The organism is Telmatocola sphagniphila, assembly GCF_018398935.1.
In the GTDB taxonomy this organism is placed as follows: domain Bacteria; phylum Planctomycetota; class Planctomycetia; order Gemmatales; family Gemmataceae; genus Telmatocola; species Telmatocola sphagniphila.
Window position 1 is genome coordinate 4,141,380 of record NZ_CP074694.1, and the last position, 22,930, is coordinate 4,164,309.

Below are 22,930 nucleotides of genomic sequence, written 5' to 3' on the forward strand. Positions count from 1 at the left end.
TACGATAATCACGTCGGGTACAGTTTAAATACTGTCGGTGATGGATCGAAGTTCGCGGGATAAAGCTTTAGTGAAGACTGCAAACGACAAGAAATGTCCGCAAAAACTGCTACCGATTAATAGAAATCCTGAGCTTTTAGTGACTCTTTAGAAGTGCTATTTTTTGTCCGACTGAACGATTTAGGCGAGGCACTGCCTTCTGAGGAATTGCAGTGCCTCGATTGGATATATGAGCCTGGAATACGAGAAAGGCTAGCCACTCGGATAGCTTTTCCAACTTGGCTCCTGAAGAAGAGGGCTACGACTTTTTATCCAGCGAACTGTCCTTGAAGATGAGCTGCGCGAAGTGGTACAGGTCGCTTTTCCAGACTTTGAAATCGTGCGCGCCACCGGGAATGACGTTGTACGCATGAGGGATTTTTTTCTCCTCCAGAGCTTTATGAAGCCCCTCAGTGATCCGGAATAGTCCATCTTTGTCACCACAGGCCACATAGAGCAGCCGAAGTTTGGTGTTCATTTCCTCCGGATTCTTGATCAGATCCTGCGGCGGCCGGGTATTTGGGGCGGAGGAGAAACCGCCGACCCATGCAAAAGTGTTCAGGTTGCTGAGTCCAAAATTCAGAGATTGGCCGCCACCCATTGACAGCCCTGCAAGAGCTCGCGATTCCCGATCGGCTTTTACAGGGTAGTTTTTTTCGATAAACGGTATGAGATCATTGAGCAGATCTTTTTCGAACAGGGCAAACGCTGGAGATTGCTTGGGGATCGGATCTCGCGCCGTGAGTTCCTTGGAAGCTCGGCCGTTAGGCATAACTACGATCATTGGCGTCAGTTTTTTCTCGGCATAGAGGTTATCGAGAATGACATCGGGCGAACCGCTCCGCGTCCATTCGTTCTCATCCCCTCCGATACCATGGAGAAGATAGAGAACGGGATATTTCTGATCCTTGCTAAACCCGGGAGGTGTGTAAACACGAGCTTTACGCTTGGCGCCTACCGTTTTGGAATCGTACTCGACCAGTTCCACTTTACCGCGTTCGATGCCTTCTTTCTTCTTGTCGTAGCCCACCGGTGGGGCGGAGAATTTGCTTTCCGCCGTCTGGGCCGGGCAGCGATAAGGCGAAATGGTCAGGAGTACGGCAACGAGAATTAACCACGAGGAGAGCTTCATATTTCTTCCTTCTTTCTTCTTAGGGCAGCAATCACTCCGGGAATTTGGAGCAAGTGCGAGTCCGCTTCGCTCGATGGTACCATACGGTTTGAATTATCGCGAGAAATGCATCTCACCACGGCAAAAAAATCGCGGATTTCTGCTTCTTTTCCCAGTAAACGATGGATTTTTGCGTCGAGATATTTCTCCCTCAATTAAAATTTGCAAATGGAAAACACGTCATAAAATGCTTGGGTTCTCCCTAGGTTCAATCTCCTACCGGCAAGCGATCTCTCGCAGACGTGAGCGAGAGACTTGGCAAGATTTAGCGGCGAAAGTCTTCGGCATGAAAAATACAGGGTTGGAGTTGATTCGCGGCTTAGCGGCTCTGATGGTGCTCCTTTGTCATCTGTTACTTTTGGACGGCAGTCGGGAAGCTCTGGGATTCTTGGCTCTGGCGTTTAACTGGGGTTCCACGGCGGTAATCACTTTTTTCCTGCTCTCGGGCACCGTTATCCGTCTCAGCTATGATCGCAATCCCAAAAGTCGCAAACAGTTCTGCATCGATCGTGTAATTCGCATTTTTCCGCTCTACTACATCGCCCTGACCTTCGGAATCCTGGTCGAATGCTTCACACTTGGCCCTCCTACCCTAAAAGTCATTCTGGGGAATGCGTTGTTCGTCGATACCACCGAAGAGGTTTGGATCAAATCGCTGTGGACCAATGCGGCTCTCTGGAGCATCAGCTTTGAGATGTTCTTCTACGCTATTTTCGCTCTGACCATCGGGTCGCATCAAAAACTCTGGCTGAAACTCTGGGCTATCACCTCCCTGGTGAGCGCCGTGCTGATCGAAATCTATACTCCGGAAGGACCGGGGGGCCATTTCCTCTTAATGAATGCCTACTCCTGTGTCTGGTTGTTGGGCTATTATCTGATCGATCTGAAAAAAGTGATCTTTCCGAATCGAATTATGGCGATCGGTTGGTTGGCGATGTTGCCAATGGCGGATCGACTGGCACTGAGTACTCAGTTCTATTCGGCCTTAAGTGCCCTACTCTCCTCACTCATGATCGCACCGCTGTTTATTCGCTTACTCCAAAAGGAAACGGCTCGGCGATCCTTGCGGCGAGTCTCCTGGAGGGAGTTGATCGCTTTTATCGGGTTCTATTTGCTGTTTGTTTATCTGATCCAGCACAGCCCTTCGACACGCCGGGCGATTCTTATTTACACAATCTTGCCCCTTTTCGGACTGCTAGCCGCTTTCTGTTTTCGAAACCTCGAACTTTTCCAGTCTAAAGCTGTCGAACGGATTTCCTTACTTCTCGGAAGATTGTCGTTCTCAATCTACATCATCCATCTGCCGTTCAATCGCTTAGCTAACGAACTGCCGACCGATTCCTTCCCACTGAAAGCCCTATTTTTCCTCTCTACGAGTATCCTGGCGGCCATCTTCCTTGAATTTTATGTCCAACCAATTGCCTCGAGATGGCTCCGGACAATCTTTAAAAATCGAAAAACCGCTGCACCATCTTGAAGCCTTCGAAAAAATGAGATTTTGCAATTTTTCCGTGCTGGAATTCCCCGAGTTCCGTTACTATCTGGGTTAACTTCAATTGGGGAGATGTCGATGAGCCAAATGATCTTAGAATCGCCGCAGACTTCAAACACCTCCGGCAGAAAATCTCTGGCACTAGTCCTCACACTGGCAATTACCGGCTCCGCGATTTACGGGTTGAGCAACGATAATTCTCCCCGACTGGAGATTGATGATAAAGTGACGGGATCGCCTACCAGTCGAGCGGTCACGGCGGCCAACGCCTTTTTGGAAGCCTTGGATGATAAACAGAAAGAAAAGACTCTGTTCGACTTCACCAGCGGCAAAAAATCAAACTGGTCCAATCTCCCCGCCTCTTTCGTTCCCCGCAACGGAGTAAAATTAGGCGACCTCTCGAAGGATCAACGGGCTCTGGCCTTTAAGGTTCTGGCTTCAGTCCTCAGCAAAAGCGGTTTCCAGAAGATGATCGACATCATGGAGGGCGATCAAAGATTGCTCGATAACAACCCAGGCAAGGGAGGCAAAGGCGGCGGGAAAGGCGGCGGCGGCCCTATGTTCGGCTCCGATCTCTATTTCCTGGCGATCTTCGGCAAACCTTCTGAAACCCAACCCTGGATGCTGCAATTCGGCGGCCATCACCTTGGCCTGAACGTGAGTATCGTCGGTAAACACTTCATTTTAACCCCCACACACACCGGATCCCAACCCGCTCTCTACAAACGGGACGGTAAAGAAGTTCGTCCACTGGGCTTGGAAAATGACACGGCTTTCAAATTGGTGAATTCGCTGGACGAAAAGCAGAAGGCCGCGGCCATCCTCAGCAGCCGTCCTCAACAGGAATTGCTGCTCGGGCCAGGCCGGGATGGAAGAAAGATTGAAGCGAAAGGAATTAAAGGATCCGCACTGACGGACGAGCAGCGGACTATGCTACTGGATGTCATCGCGGCCTGGATCGATATTACGGAACCCGATTCCGCGGCCTTGCGAATGGCGGAGATTAAGGAGAAGGTCGCTGATACTTACTTCGCGTGGAGTGGACCGACGGAAAAAGGGAGCGCCGCTTACTTCCGCATTCAGGGCCCCAGCATTGTCATCGAATATGCGCCGCAAGGCAGTGCCGATCATATTCACACGGTCGTTAGAAATCCCGCGGACGATTATGGCGTGGGAACGGCCAAGGATATGAAGTAAGGAATGGAGTTCTCGCGAGGACGACGATTATTCCGAAGCTGGCGAAGATCATCTCTTACTCTGCCAAGTCAACTCACAGCGGTAAGGGCATTTGCAGCGCCAGATGCCCGCTTTAGGCCGCTTCATGCGATAATGCACCGTCTGACATCCAATGCAGGTAGCCGACCAGCGAATCGAACGGTCGGGTTCTGCCAGCATTCGCGCTTTTTGTTTCGCATCGCCGCGAAATTCGAAGGTTAACGGCGAACGTCCCGGGCAGCGACACCGATAGCCGGTCAAACTCATCGGCCTGCGGTAGCGATGGAAGGTGGTTTGACAGGCCGGGCAGAACGCCTGCCACACTCCCGGTTCCATGACGACATTATCCGATTTTTCGCAGGCGCGCGGCTTCGCGCCGAGCCGAATCGCGACGACTTTCCAGGCGGGTCCGTGCCGAGCGGCAGGTCCGGCTATGGCATGCGCAATCTCGTGCAAAAGCGTATCGATGACAGATTCTCGATTGCTGTGCTGGGCGTAATAGCGGGCGATTTCGATTCTCTTGTGCTTGTACTTGCAGGCACCCAACCGTCGCTTCGTATCGGAAAAGCCAAACGTCCATCCGACGAGATTGTGTTTAGCCAGTTCGCGTTGAGCGATCGCTTCCAATTCCTTCAAATCCAAGAGATCGCTCCGTCGTAGTGCGAATAGATTCCCAAGAGTGTCCTGACACGAGAGTAGAACTCTTCCGGTTCAGATCGACCGTTGAAATTCTACAGGTCACAGCCAAATCCTCGCTCGCTTTTTTGGGAAAACTCTTCTGTTTTGCGCGCGCTTTGTTCCTCAACATCGTTTCTATTATCGGAACGCCTATGAGTGAACAAGAAACGTCACTGGTCCGACGAGCCCTATCAGGGGATTCGTCCGCCTTCGAAGAACTCATCCGTCGAACTTCGCGGCTGATCTTCGCGCGCTTGTATCTCGATACCGGGAACTCTCATCTGGCGGAAGATTTGCTTCAGGAAGTTTGGATCAAAGCGTATCGCTCGCTCCATCAATTGCGCAATCCCGATGGTTTTCGAGCCTGGGTATTGACCATTGCCAAGACGGTGCATTTGGACTGTGCGAGAAACGCGGGGAGACAAAAAAGAACGCAGCCCGAAGCCCGGATTGTTTCTTGGGCAGATTTGAGCGCTGCGGGACCTGATCCTCAATTGGAAGCTCAACGGGAGGAATCGCGACTGGCCGTGTTGCAAGCTCTGCGTTCCTTACCCGAGGAATATCGAATGCCCATCACGCTCCGGTATATCACCGGGGCAGATTACGAAACTATCGGTACTCAGCTCGGTCTGACCAACGGTTCGTTGCGCGGATTATTGAATCGCGGCATGAAAATGCTTCGCGATCAGCTGGCGTCCGGCTTCCTGGAGAAGGATGACGAGGTGGTGAATCATGAACGAACATGATTGGATAATCGAAAACATCGAAACCTATGTGGCGGGCGGATTGGATCGTTCCGAGATTGAGCGATTTGACCTGCATGTGTTGAACTGCACTGAATGCCAGAAACTATTAGCCGAATCCCGAACTTGGGATTTCAACCTGAATTCCCTATTTGCGCCGATCCGACCCGATCCAGCGCTGGAGGACCGTATGATCAAAGCCATTTCCTGGAAACGTGATATTCAATCCGTTTCAAAGCGTGCCTGGAAGCGCCCTCTGTTCTTCGGCATCGCTGCTTCGGTGGGCATTTTCGGCATCGGCTTAACGGGTCTGGTCGCGAGCCAGTCCATGAACCCGGAACGATTGCCATTTCCCGGTTCGGTCTCCTTTGCAAATGTTTTTCAATCCGAACCCATTGCCACATTTACCCTCGGAATTGACAATTCCGAATCTATTCTTGAATCGAGAATCGATTCGAGGAAAGTGCTAGCCAGCGATGGCATTGTTCAAGACCGACCTTCCAAACTGTCAGAAAGTGGTCAGTCAGAATATCGGAAGCCGTATTCCTACCAAATTGAAGGTATGGAAGAAGCCGTCAAAAGAATGCCTGAACAATCCGGAAACGGCATTCCGAAGCCCGTCACAACTTTGGATACTGGAGCTTCCAGCAATGGGTCTAGTAGCGACACGCTTAGCTTGCCGCAATTAGGTTACGTCGCCAACGGCATAAACAGGTATAGCGATAAAGTCAAAGACCTGAAGCCATCCAACAATTTCGATTTCGGTGGGACACCCGCAGATCAAAGAAATGGCAAAAGTAACAATGTTTTATACGTCGAGCAAACTCCCCCGTCCGGCACGGCGAAAGTCAACGAACCATTCAATCGACCTCGACAAGCAATAGACGGAATAAGTTATCGCCCAAATGAACCCCAGAATCCTCAAGCTGATCCGGTCGCTTCCCAGCAGTCCCGCAAGATCATCATCCGCACGGGCGAAATCGAATTTGTAATCGACTCCTTCGATTCGGCCGTGGCGACAATCACGAAACTCCTAATTCCCATCAAGGGGGGATACATCGGAACGGTCAACAGTGAGAAGCTGAGCAACGGCAAAATGAAGGGTTCGCTGGTGGTTCGAATGCCGCCCGAAGCACTCGATAGTTTTGTGCTCGATCTCCGCGAGAAACTTGGAAAAGACGGTGAACTGAAAGGCCAGCGCATTGGCAGCCAGGATATCACCAAGCAATACACCGACCTGGAAAGCCGGCTCAAGGCGGCCCGAACGATGGAACAGCGACTACTGAACATCATCAAGGAAGGCAAAGGCGAGATCAAACAACTGCTGGAGGCCGAAAAGGAACTCGGAATCTGGCGAACCAAGATCGAAGAATACGAAGGCGAATTGCGTTTCTACGCCAATCAGGCCGCGTTGAGCACTCTTACTATCACTCTTACGGAAAAAGAAATTCGCTCCGCAATCGGCCTAACGGAACGCGAACGCGTCCAGACCGGCATCGAAGTCGAAGACGTCGATAAATCGTTGCAGCAAGCGATTGCCGCCGTGACGGAATTGAAAGGGCGAATCAGCAAATCGGAATTGAAGCAGTTGACCGCCGGGCAGTTTAATGCGGTGCTGCAATTTGAAGTCCCGCCCGATCAATCGGGGCCGATGCGCGATCGACTCAAACAGATTGGTCGGCTCGCCCGGCTCGAAATTGATCGCGTGACCACTTCCGACGGAGGCACTCCGCAGGCCGATTCGAAGGTGAAGCGCGGCGATGCGATCTTTGCCGTCCAGATCTACAATCTCGCGGCCATCGCACCTCGCGAAACTACGACCCTGCAAATCGCCGTGACCGATGTTGCCGCCGGTTATCAGGCTCTGAAAGACGCGGTGAGTAAAGCAAATGGCCGCGTGCTGAGTGGCAGCGTCAACGCCAATGATCGACAAAACATCACGGCCCAAATCGACTTCGAAGTGCGTCGAACCGAAGAAAGCGCGTTCCAGACTTCTTTGGGTAGTATTGGTGAGATATTCGCTCGAACGGTCAGCCGAGCACCCGAATCGGATAATGTCACCGACACAAAAGTTCTCTATCGGGCCACTCTGATAAATGCCTCCAAGATAAAACCGCGCGAGACCACGAATCTGGTTGTTGAGGTCGAGGATGCGGAAAACGCCGCGACACTCATCAACGCTCAGGTCAATGAATTGAAGGGGCATCAGGTCGATGTTCAGATTAGCAAGGAACGCAACGGCAATGTCACTGCCAAGCTGATTTACGACGTTCCGCTGGCCGCATCCTCCGGTCTGATCGAACGCATTAAATCGCTCGGAACCGTGCGAGTCAATCAGAACAGTCGGGATCCGCAGGCCAGCGATGGCCGATATGCGATTGGCCGAATCGACGTGCAGTTAACCAATATTGCTTCCATAGTACCCAAGGACGAGGGCTTATGGCCGCAGGTCCGCAAGGGACTGTCCTACAGCGCTTCGATGCTGCTGTTGAGTGTCACCTGGCTGATCTTTGGCTTGTGTGTGCTCGTCCCCTGGACATTGGTTGGGTTGGGCGGCTATCGAATTGCTAAATCGGTCTTTCGAAAATCGCAGACTCCCGATAAGACCGTTTAGAATCCTCCTGGCAATAACGACTGAACCTCTATCTCCTAGTAGAGGACCCAGATTCGTCGTCACTTCCCAAGACGTATCGATTTCAAAGATCCCAATTTCATCTCGTTGAGATCCTACTTTTCGTTGTTAAGTTTCTGTCAAAAGACTTCTGCTAGTTATCAAGATTTCATCAATTTCAATCGCGATGGTCATTTCCCTCTTTTCAAAGCAAGACCCGAAGTGTAGATGGAATGCTACTTCTGGCAGTAGCGGCCGAGCGACCCGGTTAAAATGATCGGCGATCGGATGCGAATAAGAAGGTAATCTTCCCTCTCGCCAATGAGTCCCAGTTGCGAGAAGCGAAGCACAAGGATTTGCGACAGCAAATCGAAGGTTCCCTGTGAAACACCTCAAAACTTCCTCACGACGACTCTGTCTACAATCGGAATGGGTTTCACCACCCTGAGATTTTGAGTTTCGGTTCGTATTTGAAATCCCGCGAATTATTAACTTCAAAACGACGAGTTCGCCGAAGTCGCGCGAACCTCAAGTAAGAGCTTTATTGGAAGGCCGCGCTGGCCTGCTCGCCGCGCCAGGGCATTCGAATTATGCTCGAATTTAGAATTTCCGATTCTTAAAGGATGAATCATGGACCCTGCAAATCTCTACTCGATCGTGGCACTAGCCTTAGTCCTAGTTGTCTTGTTGATCTCAGTCTTTTTGGTAGCCCGCTACCTACCGAATAATAAAGTCGGTATCGTTGAAAAACTCTGGTCCAACCGGGGATCGCTCGGCGGCGGCCAAATTGTCGCGCGGAATGGCGAGGCCGGTTTCGAACCCGATGTGCTGCGCGGCGGCATCCACTTCGGCTATTGGCGCTGGCAATACAAAGTCCATCAACGCCCTCTGATTACCATAAAGCAAGGAAAAATGGGCTACGTTTTTGCCAGGACCGGCGAAGCGCTTGGCCCCAGCCAAACTTTGGGACGCGTGGTCGAATGCAATCACTACCAGGATGTGGAAGCTTTTCTGGAGCACGGTCAGAAGGGTCGGCAGCGAGCCATTCTTCGCGAAGGGGTTTATGCCATTAACCTAGCCGTCTTCAGTGTGATAACCGAGGACGGCGTGTTCGCAATCGACGTGGCACAGGACGCCGCCAAGTGGCATCGCCACCTGGCCGAGATCAATGGTTTCGATCCCGTGGTGATTGGCAGTTCGACCGAAAAATTGATGGACGATATCGGTATCGTCACGACGCACGATGGCCCCTCGCTGGAGCCCGGGGAAATCATCGCACCGCCGGTAGGTAATGAAGTCGACAACCCGAACTATCACAACAATTACCAGGATATTGAGGCTTTTCTAAAGGCAGGCGGACGGCGGGGTAAACAGTATGCCCCCCTCGTCGATGGCACGTATTTCATCAACCGTTGGTTCGCCACGATCGAACTCATTCCCAAGGAAGTGATTACCATTGGAGAAGTGGGGGTTGTAGTGAGTTACTACGGTAAACAAGGCAACGACACTTCCGGCGCCACCTTCCGCCACGGCGAGCGCGTGCATCAGGGTCAACGCGGAGTTTGGGAAAACACGCTGGGTCCTGGCAAGTATCCGTTCAATACTTACGCAGGTCAGATTATTCGCGTGCCGACGACCAACTTCGTGTTGCATTGGATAACTGGCAAAACTGAAGGGCACAAGTACGACGAAAGCCTGAGATCGATCGACCTGATTACCAAGGATGCCTATGAGCCGATTCTGCCGTTATCGGTGGTGGTTCACATCGATTATCAGAAAGCCCCGAATGTGATTCAACGCTTTGGCGATGTCAAGAAATTGATTACCCAGACGATCGACCCCATGCTGTCGGCTTACTTTCGAGACGTGGCTCACAAACGAACCATGTTAGAATTGGTGCATGATCGCGACGATATCCAGGCACAGGCTCGCATGGAACTCAGCTTGAAGTTCGAGCAGTTCGATATCCAGTGTGTCGACGTGCTGATTGGAAAACCGGAATCTCAAGGAGATGATGGAAAAATCGAAAACTTACTGGAGCAGTTGCGCCTGCGACAACTCTCGCTGGAGCAGATTGAAACTTACGGAAAGCAAGAAGTTGCCGCAGGGAAAAAGCAAACGCTGAACGACGCCAATGCGAAAGCCGAGATGCAGGCACAGCTGACGCACTCGGCGATTCAGATCAGCATACAGACAAACGAAGCGGAAGCGGCACTTGCCCGCGCCCGCAAGGATGCGGAACGAATCGTGGTGACGGCCAAGGCCGCCAGCGAAAGCGTTTCACTCGAAGGTCAGGGGCTTTCAGAGAAAGTGAATCTGGTCGGGAAAGCCGAGGCCGAAGTGCTCCAGAAGAAAGTGGAATCGTTCGGCGATTCCCGACTCTACGCGATGTCTCTGATCGCCGAGTCGCTCGCGCAGAGCAAACAGCCTCTTGTTCCCGAAACGATGTTTGCCGGGGGCGGTGATCAGGGATCGGGCCTGCTGGGGACCTTAATGTCTCTGCTGGTCGCCGAGAAGATGGGGATGAAGCTTCCTGCTCGAACTATCGCGGAAGAGAAAGCCCCCCGTTAATAGTTGATTAGTGAACGAACGGGAAATTTCTCAATCGAGTTCCCGTCCGTTCGCCTTACATTCAGCCGAGCTAAAGAACATCCTGGGAAGAATCACTTGACCGCGATCAAGCCGGTGCTGATCTCGATCGCGGTCGCACCTTCCGAATTTTTCTGAATTTCCAGCCGCAGCAGACTGGCTTTTTGAAAAAATTGGTAGTTGGCCCGACCACGGGCTTCGAGTTCCTGCCAGCCGAGTTTTTTCAGTTCGGTCTTAAAGAATTGCACGGTATCTGGTTCGGACAATGTGGTCTTGGAGTTGAATGTGTCCGCCCGCTCCGGGGGAATCTCCGTGCCGGAGGGATACGGCAATTGACGGAGATCGACATTCCCCTGATTCACGATGCCGATTTGAACGTCTTCCTTCATCTTTTGAGATAAACCGACCGCCACGCGGTAGCCCTGTTTCTCGAATAGCATACTTATTTGATTGGGGATGGCAGTGTCGGTTTGTACTTCGCGCCAATCGTTCTCCACCATCTGCTTGCGATAGAAGTGGATTGCCTCCTCCAAGGTGCCATGTGCCTGACATTGAACGGTCGTTGAGCTGGCAATCGGCTCGATCTGCCGATCTCTTTTCTTTGCATCCTTAATCAGGGGAAGCTTACGAAGGTCCAGAAGGGCCAGGTACTCTTTTTCATTGGCGGCGACTGCGACCTCTTTGGGTGTTAAAACTTTTCTGACTTCGCTGGCGTCAAAGGTCTTACGAACGCCACTGCTAATGGTCACTTCGGTTAGGCCCGATGCATTTTTTGCGGAAATTACGCTAATTTCCATGGCATTTTGCAGAAACCGAAGAAGGATGCGGCCTTGCTTGGCAAAAAAAATAGCCGAGTCCGCGGGAGCTTCCTTCCAGCCATTTTTCTCCAGCGCCTTTCGACAAAAATCGGCCGCTTGTTCGGGACTGGACGCCGTCGTGTACAAAGCGACTGACCGGCCATTATTCAAAAATTTTGCATCCGAGGGCTTGGCAAGTTTCCGCAGATCCACATTCCCCAGATTGGAGATCGTGATGCTGACCGGGCGGGCGGGATCCAGTCGGTAGCCGCTGATCGACAACCGAATTCCCCCTTTATCGAAATTCAGAAAAAGGAAGGATTTCTGATCGATGCCGGGGATCGGAGTCTGATCTTCTTTCCAGCCAGCGCTGGGCAGATTCTTTTGAAAGAATGCGGCGAGTTCCTGAAAGTTCCCGGAGACCTCCAAGGAGTACATCGAGAGACCGATCCGTCCCGGCTTTGCGCCGGCGGGAAGGGGTAATTTCGACCAGTCTATCGCGTCTCGGATTTCCGTCAGTGTTGCCGCCTTGTCGAGAGTGGAGGATTCCTGGGAGATGCTGGATGGTGTGCGACAAGTAATCAGAAGAAGCAGGGCGACTGCATTCCGCAAGTGAGACCAAATCATATTAGCTCCGGTAATGGGTAATGCGGACGGATACCGGTAGCTTAGTTAGTCCTCAGTAAAACACAATTATGATCGCTGGCGTCCTAAGTTCCGAATTCAAAATTGGCAACGAATTCGAATCCTGCTCCAGGAGAATGGCCTGCCGAATTGAGGCCGAAAAAAATCGTCCTGTTTTGGTCCAGAACGATTGCTTTTCGCGGGGCTAATTTGCACAGAATAGACAACCGACTTTTCCATCGGGCCTTCACCGTCAAGGTGAAGGACTGTTTGTGTTCGATCCCAATCGGGAGTTTCAATTCTTCTTACGGGTGAAGGTCACCACGCCGCCAAACTCCGCGATTTCCAACTTCAGAATGTCGCCCTTCAATTCAAACGGCCTGACAACCGTGCCGGTCTTGTCTCCTTTGATCGTCAGCTTATTCCCGTTGATCGTCCAGGTGCCTGTATCATCGCTGGTTCGTTTGCCAGTGGCATCGTTTCGAACCCAGGCCCCTTCGAAGGCTCCATCCTGCTTGAAGAGTGCGGCTCCGCCTACGGTGCCTCCGTTGAGGTTGAATCGGGTTACCCACATGCCCACAATGGTGTCACCAGTACTGGGAACCGGGTTATTCTGATTCGGAGTCGGGTTGTTGCGATTCACCACGGCGGTGGGCATTTTGATTCCCCATTTTTCCAGGGGATCTTCGCCCACTGGAGGCAAATCGATGGGAATGGCTCCTAATTTCTGATACTTGGACACGACAGCTTCATCGTAAGGCATCGAACCGGCTCTAATAGGCTTCATGTGATTTTCGAACGCGTAGGCAACGGCTTCGTCGAAGCTACGTCGGCCGACCTGGGTGGCTTCCACGGGAATGAGCTTTCCGCTCTGGGGCAATTTCACGGCGGGAAAACAATGGCCCGGAATGTTATACAGCACCGCTTCCAGACCGACAGCCTGGCACAAACTGCCATAGAGAATGGCCAAGTCGATGCAGGTACCGGCATGATTCTTCAGCACATCGCGGCCATATTTGACGTGCTGGATGAATTTCGTTTCGTTCTCGCCCGAGGGCGGAGTCTGATAGGCCACGTTCTCGCCAATGAACTGAAACGCCGCGGCCATGAACTTAAGAGCCGCTTCGTCACTTGCGGCCGCGTTGGTGCCGCCCGACCATTTCGCGATTCGACCCGCGGCCTGCTGAATAACGGTATCTTCGTGGGTTACAAACGAGGAAACCACAGCCCCGACCAGATTCATCCGGTCGTTCCAATCGACGCAATCGGCGAATTTCATGCTCGTGTAATAGACCTGATTGCGGCTCAGCAGAATGATTTCTTTGGATTCGGTCTCTTCCACCAGTTTCCCGTCGGAGCCCCTGTATTGATACTGGATTTCAATCGCGGCCCGGCTTTGGCCAGTGAGCCGGCCGATTCGTTCCATATCGAAGATCGGATAGTAGCCATCAACGACTGTCTGACCCGCGACGACCAGTGGAGTCCCCTGCCAGGAACTCCACGTTGGGGCATATTCAGCGATGCGGAAGCGCACCCGGTAATCATTGAGAGTTACCGATCCGGTATTTTTGAATTTGCTGCGAGCGGTCCATAATGCACTGAACGATCTATTGCTCAGAGCCTTGGCCAGACTCGACATCACCTGGTCTTTGGCTTCCAGATCAAATTCGACTTTGGAAGTCCCTGTCGTCGCGGCAGGTGCCGGCAGTTTATAGCTCAGGCGAGCGGGCGATTTCAGAGTTTTCACCTCAGTGGCCCCGGCGGGCATTGCTACCTTGATCGTGTTGGTCGCCACACCCATTCCCTGAATTTCCGCTGCCTGCGTCAGTACGGCGACGCCGTCCGCAACGGCCACCAGATCGGTATCCAAACTATCGATGAGCGGTAATTCCCAAGTCTCTCCTTTGTGAACACGTGCAACGCCGCGAGAGAGAAAACTGATTCGCAGTGTGCTCTCACCATCGAGCCATTCCCCGTTGATACCTTCTACCGCGGCACTCTGATCGCTTAGACCGAGCTTGCGGATCATCACCGCCGTGTTGGGAGTGGTCTTTTTGAACATGGTGTAGAGGGCTACGGGCAATTTGATTTCATATTGAAAGGAGCAATCGCCATTTGCGGAGAGCTTATTATTCTCCTTCAACTTCATCACGGGAGCGGATTGCGCCGCCACCAATGCCGGGAATGCCAAGCTCAGGAGAAATAAAAGCGAGAGATACCGAAAGGATTTCCAGGGCTGAAAACAATTTCTTTGACTCGTTCCGGTCATCGTCCGTCTCCGAAAAGTCGCGATAATAAAATCGGTATCGCTGATCTCATCGTCCTCATGCGTAAACGAAAACAAGAAAGTTGAACATTTCGGCGGGAATGAGAGTGAGATCGCTGATGCATTCCAAACACCCGCTAAGGTGGCCGGTATTTTGAAGGAATAGCTCAGAGAAATTTAAGTAATATGGCAAATTGAAAAGGATGAAAACGGAAATGCCGTTTAGTCACGGATAAACTGGAACAGATTTCAGAAATTCATTTCAGAAGTCCGTTCCATCTCTCTGGTTCGTCAAAACTATTGCCTTTAGCGCTTCACTTCCAAAAACGCAACCATGCTCGGGTTCCCTACCGGCGTATACTGCCCGGTGAAATTGAGCCGGCCCGTCTTGCGGTCCACGCGAAAAACGGCGATATTATCGCCTCGCTGGTTGCAGCAGTACAAAAATTCCCCGCTGGGATCGAAAGAAAAACTCCGGGGATAGTTGCCGCGCGTCCACTCCTCCCCCACGTAAGTTAAAGTTCCGTTTTCACCCACCGCAAAAATGCCAATGCTATCGTGCAGCCGATTCCCGGCGTAGATATACCGACCATCCTTGGAAACGAGAATCTCCGAACAGAAATTACTGCCAGCAAAGCCTGGCGGCAAAGTCGATATAGTCTGTCGCGCTGTCAGCTTTCCGGTTTTGGCTTCGTAATCGAACAGGATGATCGTCGAACCTTCCTCCTGAATGCAATAGAACCAACGGCCATTGGGATGAAACTGAAAATGACGAGGTCCATCGCCTGGTGGAACCGATACCGTGGGATTCTCGCTGGGAGCTAAGGTGCCGTTCTTTTCATTGAACTTCCAGACGTAAATCTTGTCCAATCCCAAGTCGACGTGGATAACGAATTGGCCAGTCGGATCGGCTTCAATCATATGAGCGTGGGTGTGATCATGTCCACTGAATGCAAAGCTGCCCAAAGGTGCATTCTTTGCCCGGGTCGGACCGAGGGTACCTGCATCGTTCTTGACGTCCGTCGCAGTGCCCAGCCGTCCATTATCTTGAATCGGTAGCACGGCCACGGAGCCGCCAAAGTAATTGGCGACGAATAAATATCGACCCGAGGGGTGAATACTCACATAAGTCGGCCCCGCTCCGCCCGAGTTGACCGTATTTAGTAGATCCAACTTTCCGTCGGCCCGATTGATGGCGAACGCACTGACCGTTCCCTCTTTTTTTTCACCCACCTTATCGGTTTCGTTGGACGAGTAGAGTCTCGTACCGGCGGCGTTCACCGCCAGACAGCTCGGGCTAGTACCGAGTTCGAAAATCCCGACCGGCATTAAAGCGCCCGAAGTACGGTTCACCTGAAAGATATGTATCCCTCGGCCATTGCCCGGCGGCAAATCGACCTGAGTTGGCAGCACGTCCTTTAAAGGTGAGCTGAAGGTGCCGACGTAGGCAAACAAAGTCTTATTGTCTGAATTCTGTCTCGCCAGCAGACTCCGCTTGAGAAGCGGAGAAGTTCCAGCCAGAGTGAGGGAGTTTTTGAGAAATAGACGACGGGAAGCAGGTAGTGCAGTCATGAGAGATCGCGCCTTTCAAGCCCAGAGACAAATTGATTCGCAAGCGGGATGGTTGAAGAAGTCATTATCCATCATCGGGTTCACTTCTATGCCTTTAGGATATCGGTTCGCTGAAAGAAAAATGCATTTTCGCAACTCCGCTGGTATAGATTTTGCATTCTCTTTCGGAAGAAAAAAGAATCATTCCTGATTCAACCGGGAGCATACCATGGCTAGGAAATACAGCAAATCGGCTGGCAAAAAGGTGGAAAAAGTCATGCACGAATTCAAGGAAGGAAAATTGGTCAGCGGTCGATCCGGCAAGAAAGTCAAGAATCCCAAACAGGCCATTGCCATCGGCCTTTCCGAGGCTCGCAAATCCGGCGCGAGAGTTCCCAAAAAGAAATCCTCCTGAGGATTATTTCGCCGGCTCCTGTTTTGGTAAGAGCTCATCGGCTTGCCGCAGGGCCGGAAAAAGTTTCAACCAAAGGCCGGTGACGAATATGGCCGCAAAGCCGCCAAAGGCCACAGCGCCTACGGGTCCCATGAATCGGGCCGTGACGCCGCTTTCAAATTCCCCTAGTTCGTTAGACGCCCCGATGAAGAGAGTGGATACCGCGGAGACTCGGCCACGCATGCGATCCGGCGTGGTGATCTGTACCAGACTCTGCCGGATGAATACCGAGATCATGTCCGCCGCGCCCAAGACAGCCAGAGCCGCAATCGAAAGAATAAAAGATTGGGAAAACGCGAAGACCACCGTCATCAGACCGAAAACGCCCACGGCTATAAACATTTTCATCCCGGCTCGCTTTCGAATGGGCCGGGAACTCAGATAGGCGGCCATGATCACCGCACCCGCCGCCGGCGAGGCTCGGAGGATACCAAAACCTTGCGGTCCCACTTCCAGAATATCGCGAGCGAAAACTGTTAACAAGCCAGTTGCACCGCCCAGAAGCACCGCAAAAAGATCCAACGAAATCGCTCCGAGTACGATTTTGTTCTGCCAGAGATAATCCAGCCCTTCCCGAATCTGTTGCGCGCGGGATCTCCCCGGTTCGATCACCGGCTTGGTATCGCCCAGAATGCCGCTAAAGCAAAGGATTGATCCAAAAAACAAGGCGATACAGAGGGCATAACCAATGATAGGATTCAGTGCACAGACCAGCCCACCCAGCACCGGGCCAAGAATAATCGACAATTGCAGCATGAAGGAATTGGTTGCGATCGATCTAGGAAGTAACTCAATAGGCACCAGCTTTGGCCCGAGGGCACTCGCGGCCGGCTGAAAGAACGCTCGTGCGATACCGAAACATCCGGCCATCGCAAAAATGACGAGCATATCTCCTTGAAGATAGGAGCGAACCGTCAGAGCGATGGCTATCAACATTTGAACGAGAAAACAGGCAACCAGGATTTTTCGCCTATCGTGACGATCCGCCGTTTCACCCGCCGGTAAAGTAAAAGCGAATAGTGGAAGAAATTGTGCGAGACCGATCAGGCCCACACGCAACGACGCCTCATCGACGTTCATCGATTTCCGAGCCAACTCGTAAACTTCCCAGGCGATGACGACTGCCTGGCACTGAGTCGCCAGGGTTCCAAAGAATCGACCGAGCAGATAGAGTCGGTAGGGTTGGATCGCCAGAAGCTGCTGGAGTTCACTTTTCGGGCGAGACGGCTGAGATACATAGTTGATCATGCCATCATTTTTAGTCGGGCACGCTCAGAAGAGGACCATCTTAAAAAAATGACTCTCGAAGGGATCAATCCGGGTCTTCCAGCAGATCGTGCAGTGATTTCGGGGCGTTGTTCCGCCAGGCGTGAAGAAGCGCCGTTCTCAAATCAGCCACCTTGACTGATTTCAGGTGAACTCGTGTGGCTCCTTTCAATCCCCAGCCTCCCGGCACCGGTTGAAAGGCCTTCGGGGAGGAAGCTACAAATCGTGCTTGTTGTTTGGGATTGAGTTTCACCATTGCGAACGTTTCGTCCGGATAGCCGAGGGTGGCAAAGATCTTTCCCTTCACCCGGAAGTCCGGGTGATTCATATGAGACGATTCGCTGGTCTCCGGCAGGGTCAGAGCCAGCTTGCGGAATTTGTCGGGAGTCATGTTCTGAAGGTACCGGTCCCCAAGAGGCTTGTCAAATTCTGGTCCAGAAGATCGCTATCAGACACCTATTTGATTGGGTATCCATACAAAATCCTTGAGATCTTGATCGGACAGATATCTTGAATTGAGGAAGGTTTACGACCGGATGTCGATCGGCACTCTCGCTGGCAAGGATCTGAGACTACTACGACGTGATGCGCGCTCGGCCGTGATACTTTTTGTCATGCCCCTGCTCTTCGTCGCCGTATTGGGAATGGCCGTCGGCGAAGGGTTTGGTCAAAAACCAGACGATCGCATTCGCATTTCCATTCTGAATCTCGATCAAGGCTTACCCCCAAACCCCGGCCCTTTCCCCAATCGCGCTTGGTCGGAAATCTTCCTGGATGATCTCTCCAACACGGCCGATCTCCGAATCGAACTGATTCCCACCCGCGAAGAAGCCGAGGCAATGGTTCGCCAGGGAAAGCGCTCCTGCGTTTTGATTCTGGAGCCGGAATTCAGCGTCCGACTTCACGCCTGTTCGTTCCTGTCTAAAACCGACCCTCCCGAGTTACCCCCTTTGAATCCGCTCTATCGGGATGGGGTGAATGTGAATGAATTGGGACTGACGATCTTGAAAGATCCCACCCAACAGGTCGCCGCCAGCATCATCGAGCAGGCCGCTCAAGTGACCATGCTGCGGGTTGTAATCCCCTGGATGATCGGGAAAGCCTTCGAGCGGGTTGGGGACGAGAAATTCATGGCGCGGATGGCCGAGGATATCCCGCTAATGAAACTCGTGCCCGGAAGCGTCCGCAAAGAATTGGGCCCCGGCGTACAGAAAGGTATCGCCAAGCTTTTCGACCGCTATAACTTCACGGCGAAGACCTGGGCCGGGCTGACCAAGAGTGAGCCTCGGCCCGGTAATCAAGGAAGCTATTCTCCCTATGTCTCGCAGGATGGCTCCGGCCTCCTGAAGCGAGGCGCTTTACGCTACCAAATCCTGGTTCCCGCCTACACGGTGATGTTTGCTTTTTTTCTGGTTCTGACGGTCGGCTGGCTGTTCGTGGCCGAGCGCAGACAGGGAACTCTCATCCGACTTCGAGCTGCGCCGATCTATCGCGGAGAAATTCTTCTGGGCAAAATGATCCCCTGTCTGGTCATCGCGGTCTTTCAGGGCTTTTTTCTTTTGCTTGCCGGAAAAATATTGTTTGGAATGTCCTGGGGCACGCAGCCCTGGGGATTGATTCCAGTGGTGCTCTCCACCGCTTTCGCAGCAGTCGGTATGTCGATGCTGATTGCGGGACTGGCTCGAACGGAAACGCAGGTCGCTGTTTATGGGACTCTTCTGGTTCTGGTTCTAGCCGGGATTAGCGGTTCGATGATGCCGCGCGATCTGATGCCGGAAGAGATGAAAAGCTTCAGCTACATCACCCCCCATGCCTGGGCACTGGATGCCTATTCGCAACTTCTGGTGAATCCGATTCCCGCCTGGAATGTGATCGGATTATCCTGCGGAGTCTTGTGTCTGTTCGCTTTCGGGTTTATGATGCTGGCCTGGTGGCGAATCCAATTGGATTAAAAATTGATGAGCCCGAACTTGGGAGTCCGGCTTTCTATAGCTTATTTTCAACTTCCCCTGGAATAGATGCTCCCCCATTCCAACAAGTCTTACACCGAGGAGTCTCAATGGTTCACCGCAGAAGAATCGGCTTGGGCTTATGCGTTCTCTTATTTGGATTTCTGAGTTTCGCCTCGGAAGTCCTCTCGCAACAGGACAAACAGGAAAAAGAAAAAGACAAGGTCCAAGACCAGCAACCGAGCAAGGATAAGAAAACCGAAAAAGCTAAAAATCCCGATGCGGAAGGCCCCGAAGGCGAGCAGAAAAAAGGGAGGAAGGGCGGTGGGGGAGGCTTCGGCTTCGGTCGCAACAAAGGCGAACCGAAGAAAGATTACGGCCCGGGTGCACCGATGCCCCCCGAATTTGTGCGAACGATTTCCTGGCGCTGCCTGGGCCCGGCTGCCATGGGTGGCCGAATTACTGCACTCTCAATTTTCGAAGCCGACCCAACGACGTACTGGGTCGCCACGGCTTCCGGCGGTCTTCTCAAAACAATCAATAACGGAATCACCTTCGAGCATCAATTCGATCGCGAGGGCACCGTCAGCATTGGGGATGTGGCCGTGGCTCCCTCCGATCGCAATATCGTCTGGGTTGGTACGGGGGAAGCCAACCCGCGCAATTCCGTCAGCTACGGCGATGGCGTCTATAAATCGACCGACGGCGGTAAAACCTGGACCAATATGGGTTTGAAGAAAAGCTTCCAGATCGGGAAGATCGTGATTCATCCCAAGAACCCCGACATCGTTTATGTCGGCGCACTCGGCCGATGCTACGGGCCCAATGAAGAGCGCGGACTGTTCAAAACTACTGATGGCGGCAAAACCTGGAACAAGATTCATTACGTCGACGATAAGCACGGCGTCATCGATCTGAAGATGGACCCTACCAATCCAGACACTCTGTATGTGGCGGTCTGGGCCCGACAAAGGGATGAGTTCGATAACTACATCGGCGAAACCCTGCCCGATGGTCTGGACAGCTACGATCCTGTATTCAAATGGTCGGAAAAAGCCGGTATCTACAAAACAACCGATGGTGGTAAGAACTTCAAGAAACTGACGCAGGGACTACCCAGCGGCAAATATGGCCGTGTCGGATTGGATCTCTACCTGAAAGATCCGAAGACCCTGTTTGCCATCATCGATTGCGACAAAATTGGGATGGGAACCCCGCCCAAAAAAGACAACGCCCCGAAAGAGGCCGCCCCTTATCTCGGCGTTCGTGGGGAAGACTCGGAGGATCCGCAAGGCGCCAAGTTGACGAACGTCGTCTCCGGCGGCCCCGCCGACATGGCCGGGTTGAAAATCGAAGACGTCATCACGCAACTCGATGGCAAACTGGTCGATTCATACACGACTTTCGTCGAAATTTACCAAAAGCACAAACCGGGCGACAAGCTGAAACTGGCCTACACCAGCAACAACGAAAAGAAGATGGGCGAAATCACCGTTGGAACTGCTCCTAATCGAGCCGGTGGTGGTGGCGGAGGAGGTGGCGGTGGCCTGGCCAAGGGCGGGAATCCCAAACGGCCTTATACCGCTTTGTATGCGGGTCAGAGCCCCAACATTCAGGAGGAACAAGGCCCCAATAGCCACGAATATGGTGGCATCTACAAGAGCACCGATGGCGGCGAAAGCTGGAAACGAATCAACAGTCTCAATCCCCGACCGATGTATTTCAGCGTGATTCGCGTCGATCCCAGCGATGACAAGCATCTCTTTGTTACCGGCGTCAGCATGTATCACTCCAAAGACGGCGGCAAAACATTTACCTCCGATGCCAGTCGGGGTGTCCATGCCGATCAACATGCCTTGTGGATCGATCCCAAGGATGGACGACATATGATCGTCGGCTGCGATGGAGGATTCTACGTCAGCTACGACCGGGCGCAGAATTGGGACCACCTCAACCATATGGCCATAGGCCAGTTCTACCATGTGGCCGTCAGTCCACAGCAGCCTTACTACGTCTATGGCGGGTTGCAGGATAACGGCTCCTGGGGAGGACCGAGCATCGGACTTAAAGGTGGAAGCGGACCCATCAACGAAGACTGGCTGAACGTCGGCGGCGGTGATGGCTTCGTGATGCGGGTCGATCAGAACGATCCCGATGTGGTTTATTCGGAAAGTCAAAACGGCCGCATCTCCTGGCGAAACCTGAAAACTGGCGAACGCGGTAACGTTGCTCCCACGCGCCGTCCCGCCGAGGGTAAGCCGTATCGCTTTAACTGGAACACTCCTTTTATTCTGAGCAGCTTCAACCAGCGTATCGTTTACTGTGCCGGAGAATATGTCTTCCGTTCCTACAATCGCGGCGAAGGCATGACGGCTATTTCCCCGGAAATCACCCGGACTAAACGCGGAAGCGCCACCGCTCTTGCCGAGTCTCCGCTGAAGGCCGATGTGCTCTGGGTGGGTACTGACGACGGGGCCGTCTGGGTCACCAAAAACGGCGGTAAGGATTGGACGAATGTTACCGAAAAATTCGGCTTGAAGAAACCACTAGGCGTGGCCACTATTGAAGCTTCCCGCTTCATCGAAGGTCGGGCTTACGTCGCTTTCGATGGTCATCGTTCCGACGACGACGATCCTTATCTGTTCGTTACCGAGGATTACGGCACTACCTGGAAGCCGATTCGGAATAATCTTCCCATCGGTTCTTCCCGCTGCCTGCGCGAAGATATCGAAAATCCCAACCTGCTCTTCTGCGGCACCGAGTTCTCGATTTTTGCTTCGACGGATCGCGGCGGCAATTGGGTGAAACTGAATGCCAATCTTCCCACTGTGGCCGTTCACGAAATTGCTTTCCATCCCACTGCGGGGGAAGCGGTCATTGCCACACACGGCCGAAGCATATGGATCGCGGATATTTCCGCCCTAAGGCAATTGGCTACAGACGTGATAAAATCGGAAAAACCGGTTTTATTGAAGCCGAATACGCTCACTCGTTATCCGAGAACGGTCGCCACGGGTGGAACCAATCGTCGCTACGCGGGCGAAAACCCCAAGCCGGGTCTGCCGCTGGTTTACATCCTTCCCAAACGGGCCGAAAAAGTGTCGATAAAAATCTTCGATGTCGAAGGCAAAACGATCAGCGATACCAAGCTTCCGGGATTGGCGGGGATTCACAAACAGACCTGGGATGTTTCCAGTAATGGCCGTCCTGTTCCGAGTGGAACCTATCGCGTCGTTCTGCAGGTGGATGACAAGGAATACTCGAAGCTGTTGAAGATCGTGGGCGATGCGGCTGCCGGTCCGCGATTTGGTGGCGGCGAGGAAGACGAGGATGAGGATCGGGAAGAAGAAAACGAAATGGAGAAAGATAAGGACAAGTAATTCCTTTTTTCGCTCCGGAGTAACGCCGGGGACGCGGAGAAATTTCTGTTTCTTCGACTCGTCCCCGGCGCTTTGATTGGCTCATTTCTCAGCAAAAATCAGAAA

The 22,930-nt window shown here is 52.5% G+C and carries 15 protein-coding genes; 8 read left to right on the forward strand and 7 right to left on the reverse strand.

Translation table 11 applies throughout. The features are described from left to right. Positions 1 to 298: 298 nt before the first annotated feature. Positions 299 to 1,171 (reverse strand): alpha/beta hydrolase, encoded by an 873-nt coding sequence (locus KIH39_RS16570; protein WP_213494334.1) that lies wholly within the window; start codon positions 1,169 to 1,171, stop codon positions 299 to 301. Positions 1,172 to 1,496: 325 nt separating this feature from the next. On the opposite strand from KIH39_RS16570, the gene KIH39_RS16575 reads away from it, so the two are divergent. Together KIH39_RS16575 and KIH39_RS16580 are read left to right on the forward strand one after the other, a co-directional pair. Next, complete coding sequence (locus KIH39_RS16575; RefSeq protein ID WP_213494335.1) at positions 1,497 to 2,687, forward strand: acyltransferase family protein; 1,191 nt, start codon at positions 1,497 to 1,499, stop codon at positions 2,685 to 2,687. 93 nt (positions 2,688 to 2,780) lie between these two features. Then, on the forward strand, positions 2,781 to 3,899 hold the full coding sequence (locus KIH39_RS16580) for a DUF3500 domain-containing protein (RefSeq protein WP_213494336.1): 1,119 nt from the start codon (positions 2,781 to 2,783) through the stop codon (positions 3,897 to 3,899). A 48-nt stretch (positions 3,900 to 3,947) separates the two neighbouring features. On the opposite strand, the gene KIH39_RS16585 is transcribed toward KIH39_RS16580, so the two are convergent. Beyond that, a complete protein-coding gene (locus tag KIH39_RS16585; RefSeq protein WP_213494337.1) occupies positions 3,948 to 4,559 on the reverse strand; it encodes a SprT-like domain-containing protein in 612 nt (203 codons plus the stop codon). A 188-nt stretch (positions 4,560 to 4,747) separates the two neighbouring features. On the opposite strand from KIH39_RS16585, the gene KIH39_RS16590 reads away from it, so the two are divergent. The 3 genes from KIH39_RS16590 to KIH39_RS16600 all read left to right on the forward strand — a co-directional run bounded on the left by KIH39_RS16590 (position 4,748) and on the right by KIH39_RS16600 (position 10,520). Beyond that, positions 4,748 to 5,341, forward strand: coding sequence for an RNA polymerase sigma factor (locus tag KIH39_RS16590; RefSeq protein ID WP_213494338.1), 594 nt, complete (start codon positions 4,748 to 4,750; stop codon positions 5,339 to 5,341). Then, entirely contained in the window at positions 5,328 to 7,952 is a 2,625-nt protein-coding gene (locus KIH39_RS16595) for a DUF4349 domain-containing protein (RefSeq protein WP_213494339.1), read from the forward strand. Before KIH39_RS16590 ends, KIH39_RS16595 begins: the two co-directional genes overlap by 14 nt. 627 nt (positions 7,953 to 8,579) lie before the next feature. Then, the gene (locus KIH39_RS16600) at positions 8,580 to 10,520 is read left to right on the forward strand and encodes an SPFH domain-containing protein (protein ID WP_213494340.1); all 1,941 of its coding nucleotides are present in this window, start codon (positions 8,580 to 8,582) and stop codon (positions 10,518 to 10,520) included. A 92-nt stretch (positions 10,521 to 10,612) separates the two neighbouring features. Here the strand turns inward: KIH39_RS16600 and KIH39_RS16605 are convergent, their stop codons facing one another. The 3 genes from KIH39_RS16605 to KIH39_RS16615 all read right to left on the reverse strand — a co-directional run bounded on the left by KIH39_RS16605 (position 10,613) and on the right by KIH39_RS16615 (position 15,797). Then, positions 10,613 to 11,962, reverse strand: a complete 1,350-nt coding sequence (locus KIH39_RS16605) for a hypothetical protein (RefSeq protein WP_213494341.1) — start codon at positions 11,960 to 11,962, stop codon at positions 10,613 to 10,615. A 292-nt stretch (positions 11,963 to 12,254) separates the two neighbouring features. Next, positions 12,255 to 14,228, reverse strand: a complete 1,974-nt coding sequence (locus tag KIH39_RS16610) for a lipocalin family protein (protein WP_213494342.1) — start codon at positions 14,226 to 14,228, stop codon at positions 12,255 to 12,257. 303 nt (positions 14,229 to 14,531) lie between these two features. Next, positions 14,532 to 15,797, reverse strand: coding sequence for a lactonase family protein (locus tag KIH39_RS16615; protein ID WP_213494343.1), 1,266 nt, complete (start codon positions 15,795 to 15,797; stop codon positions 14,532 to 14,534). Positions 15,798 to 16,005: 208 nt separating this feature from the next. On the opposite strand from KIH39_RS16615, the gene KIH39_RS16620 reads away from it, so the two are divergent. After that, positions 16,006 to 16,191 carry a DUF6496 domain-containing protein gene (locus KIH39_RS16620; RefSeq protein WP_213494344.1) on the forward strand — a complete coding sequence of 62 codons (186 nt, stop codon included), beginning with the start codon at positions 16,006 to 16,008 and terminating at the stop codon, positions 16,189 to 16,191. Positions 16,192 to 16,194: 3 nt separating this feature from the next. On the opposite strand, the gene KIH39_RS16625 is transcribed toward KIH39_RS16620, so the two are convergent. Both KIH39_RS16625 and KIH39_RS16630 read right to left on the reverse strand, forming a co-directional pair. After that, on the reverse strand, positions 16,195 to 17,478 hold the full coding sequence (locus KIH39_RS16625; protein ID WP_213494345.1) for an MFS transporter: 1,284 nt from the start codon (positions 17,476 to 17,478) through the stop codon (positions 16,195 to 16,197). 64 nt (positions 17,479 to 17,542) lie between these two features. Then, positions 17,543 to 17,887 (reverse strand): MmcQ/YjbR family DNA-binding protein, encoded by a 345-nt coding sequence (locus KIH39_RS16630; protein ID WP_213494346.1) that lies wholly within the window; start codon positions 17,885 to 17,887, stop codon positions 17,543 to 17,545. A 145-nt stretch (positions 17,888 to 18,032) separates the two neighbouring features. Here KIH39_RS16630 and KIH39_RS16635 point away from each other — a divergent pair, with 145 nt between their 5' ends. Together KIH39_RS16635 and KIH39_RS16640 are read left to right on the forward strand one after the other, a co-directional pair. Continuing rightward, positions 18,033 to 19,448, forward strand: coding sequence for an ABC transporter permease (locus KIH39_RS16635; protein ID WP_213494347.1), 1,416 nt, complete (start codon positions 18,033 to 18,035; stop codon positions 19,446 to 19,448). Between the two features lie 107 nt (positions 19,449 to 19,555). Then, positions 19,556 to 22,825 carry a VPS10 domain-containing protein gene (locus KIH39_RS16640; protein ID WP_213494348.1) on the forward strand — a complete coding sequence of 1,090 codons (3,270 nt, stop codon included), beginning with the start codon at positions 19,556 to 19,558 and terminating at the stop codon, positions 22,823 to 22,825. Positions 22,826 to 22,930: the final 105 nt, after the last annotated feature.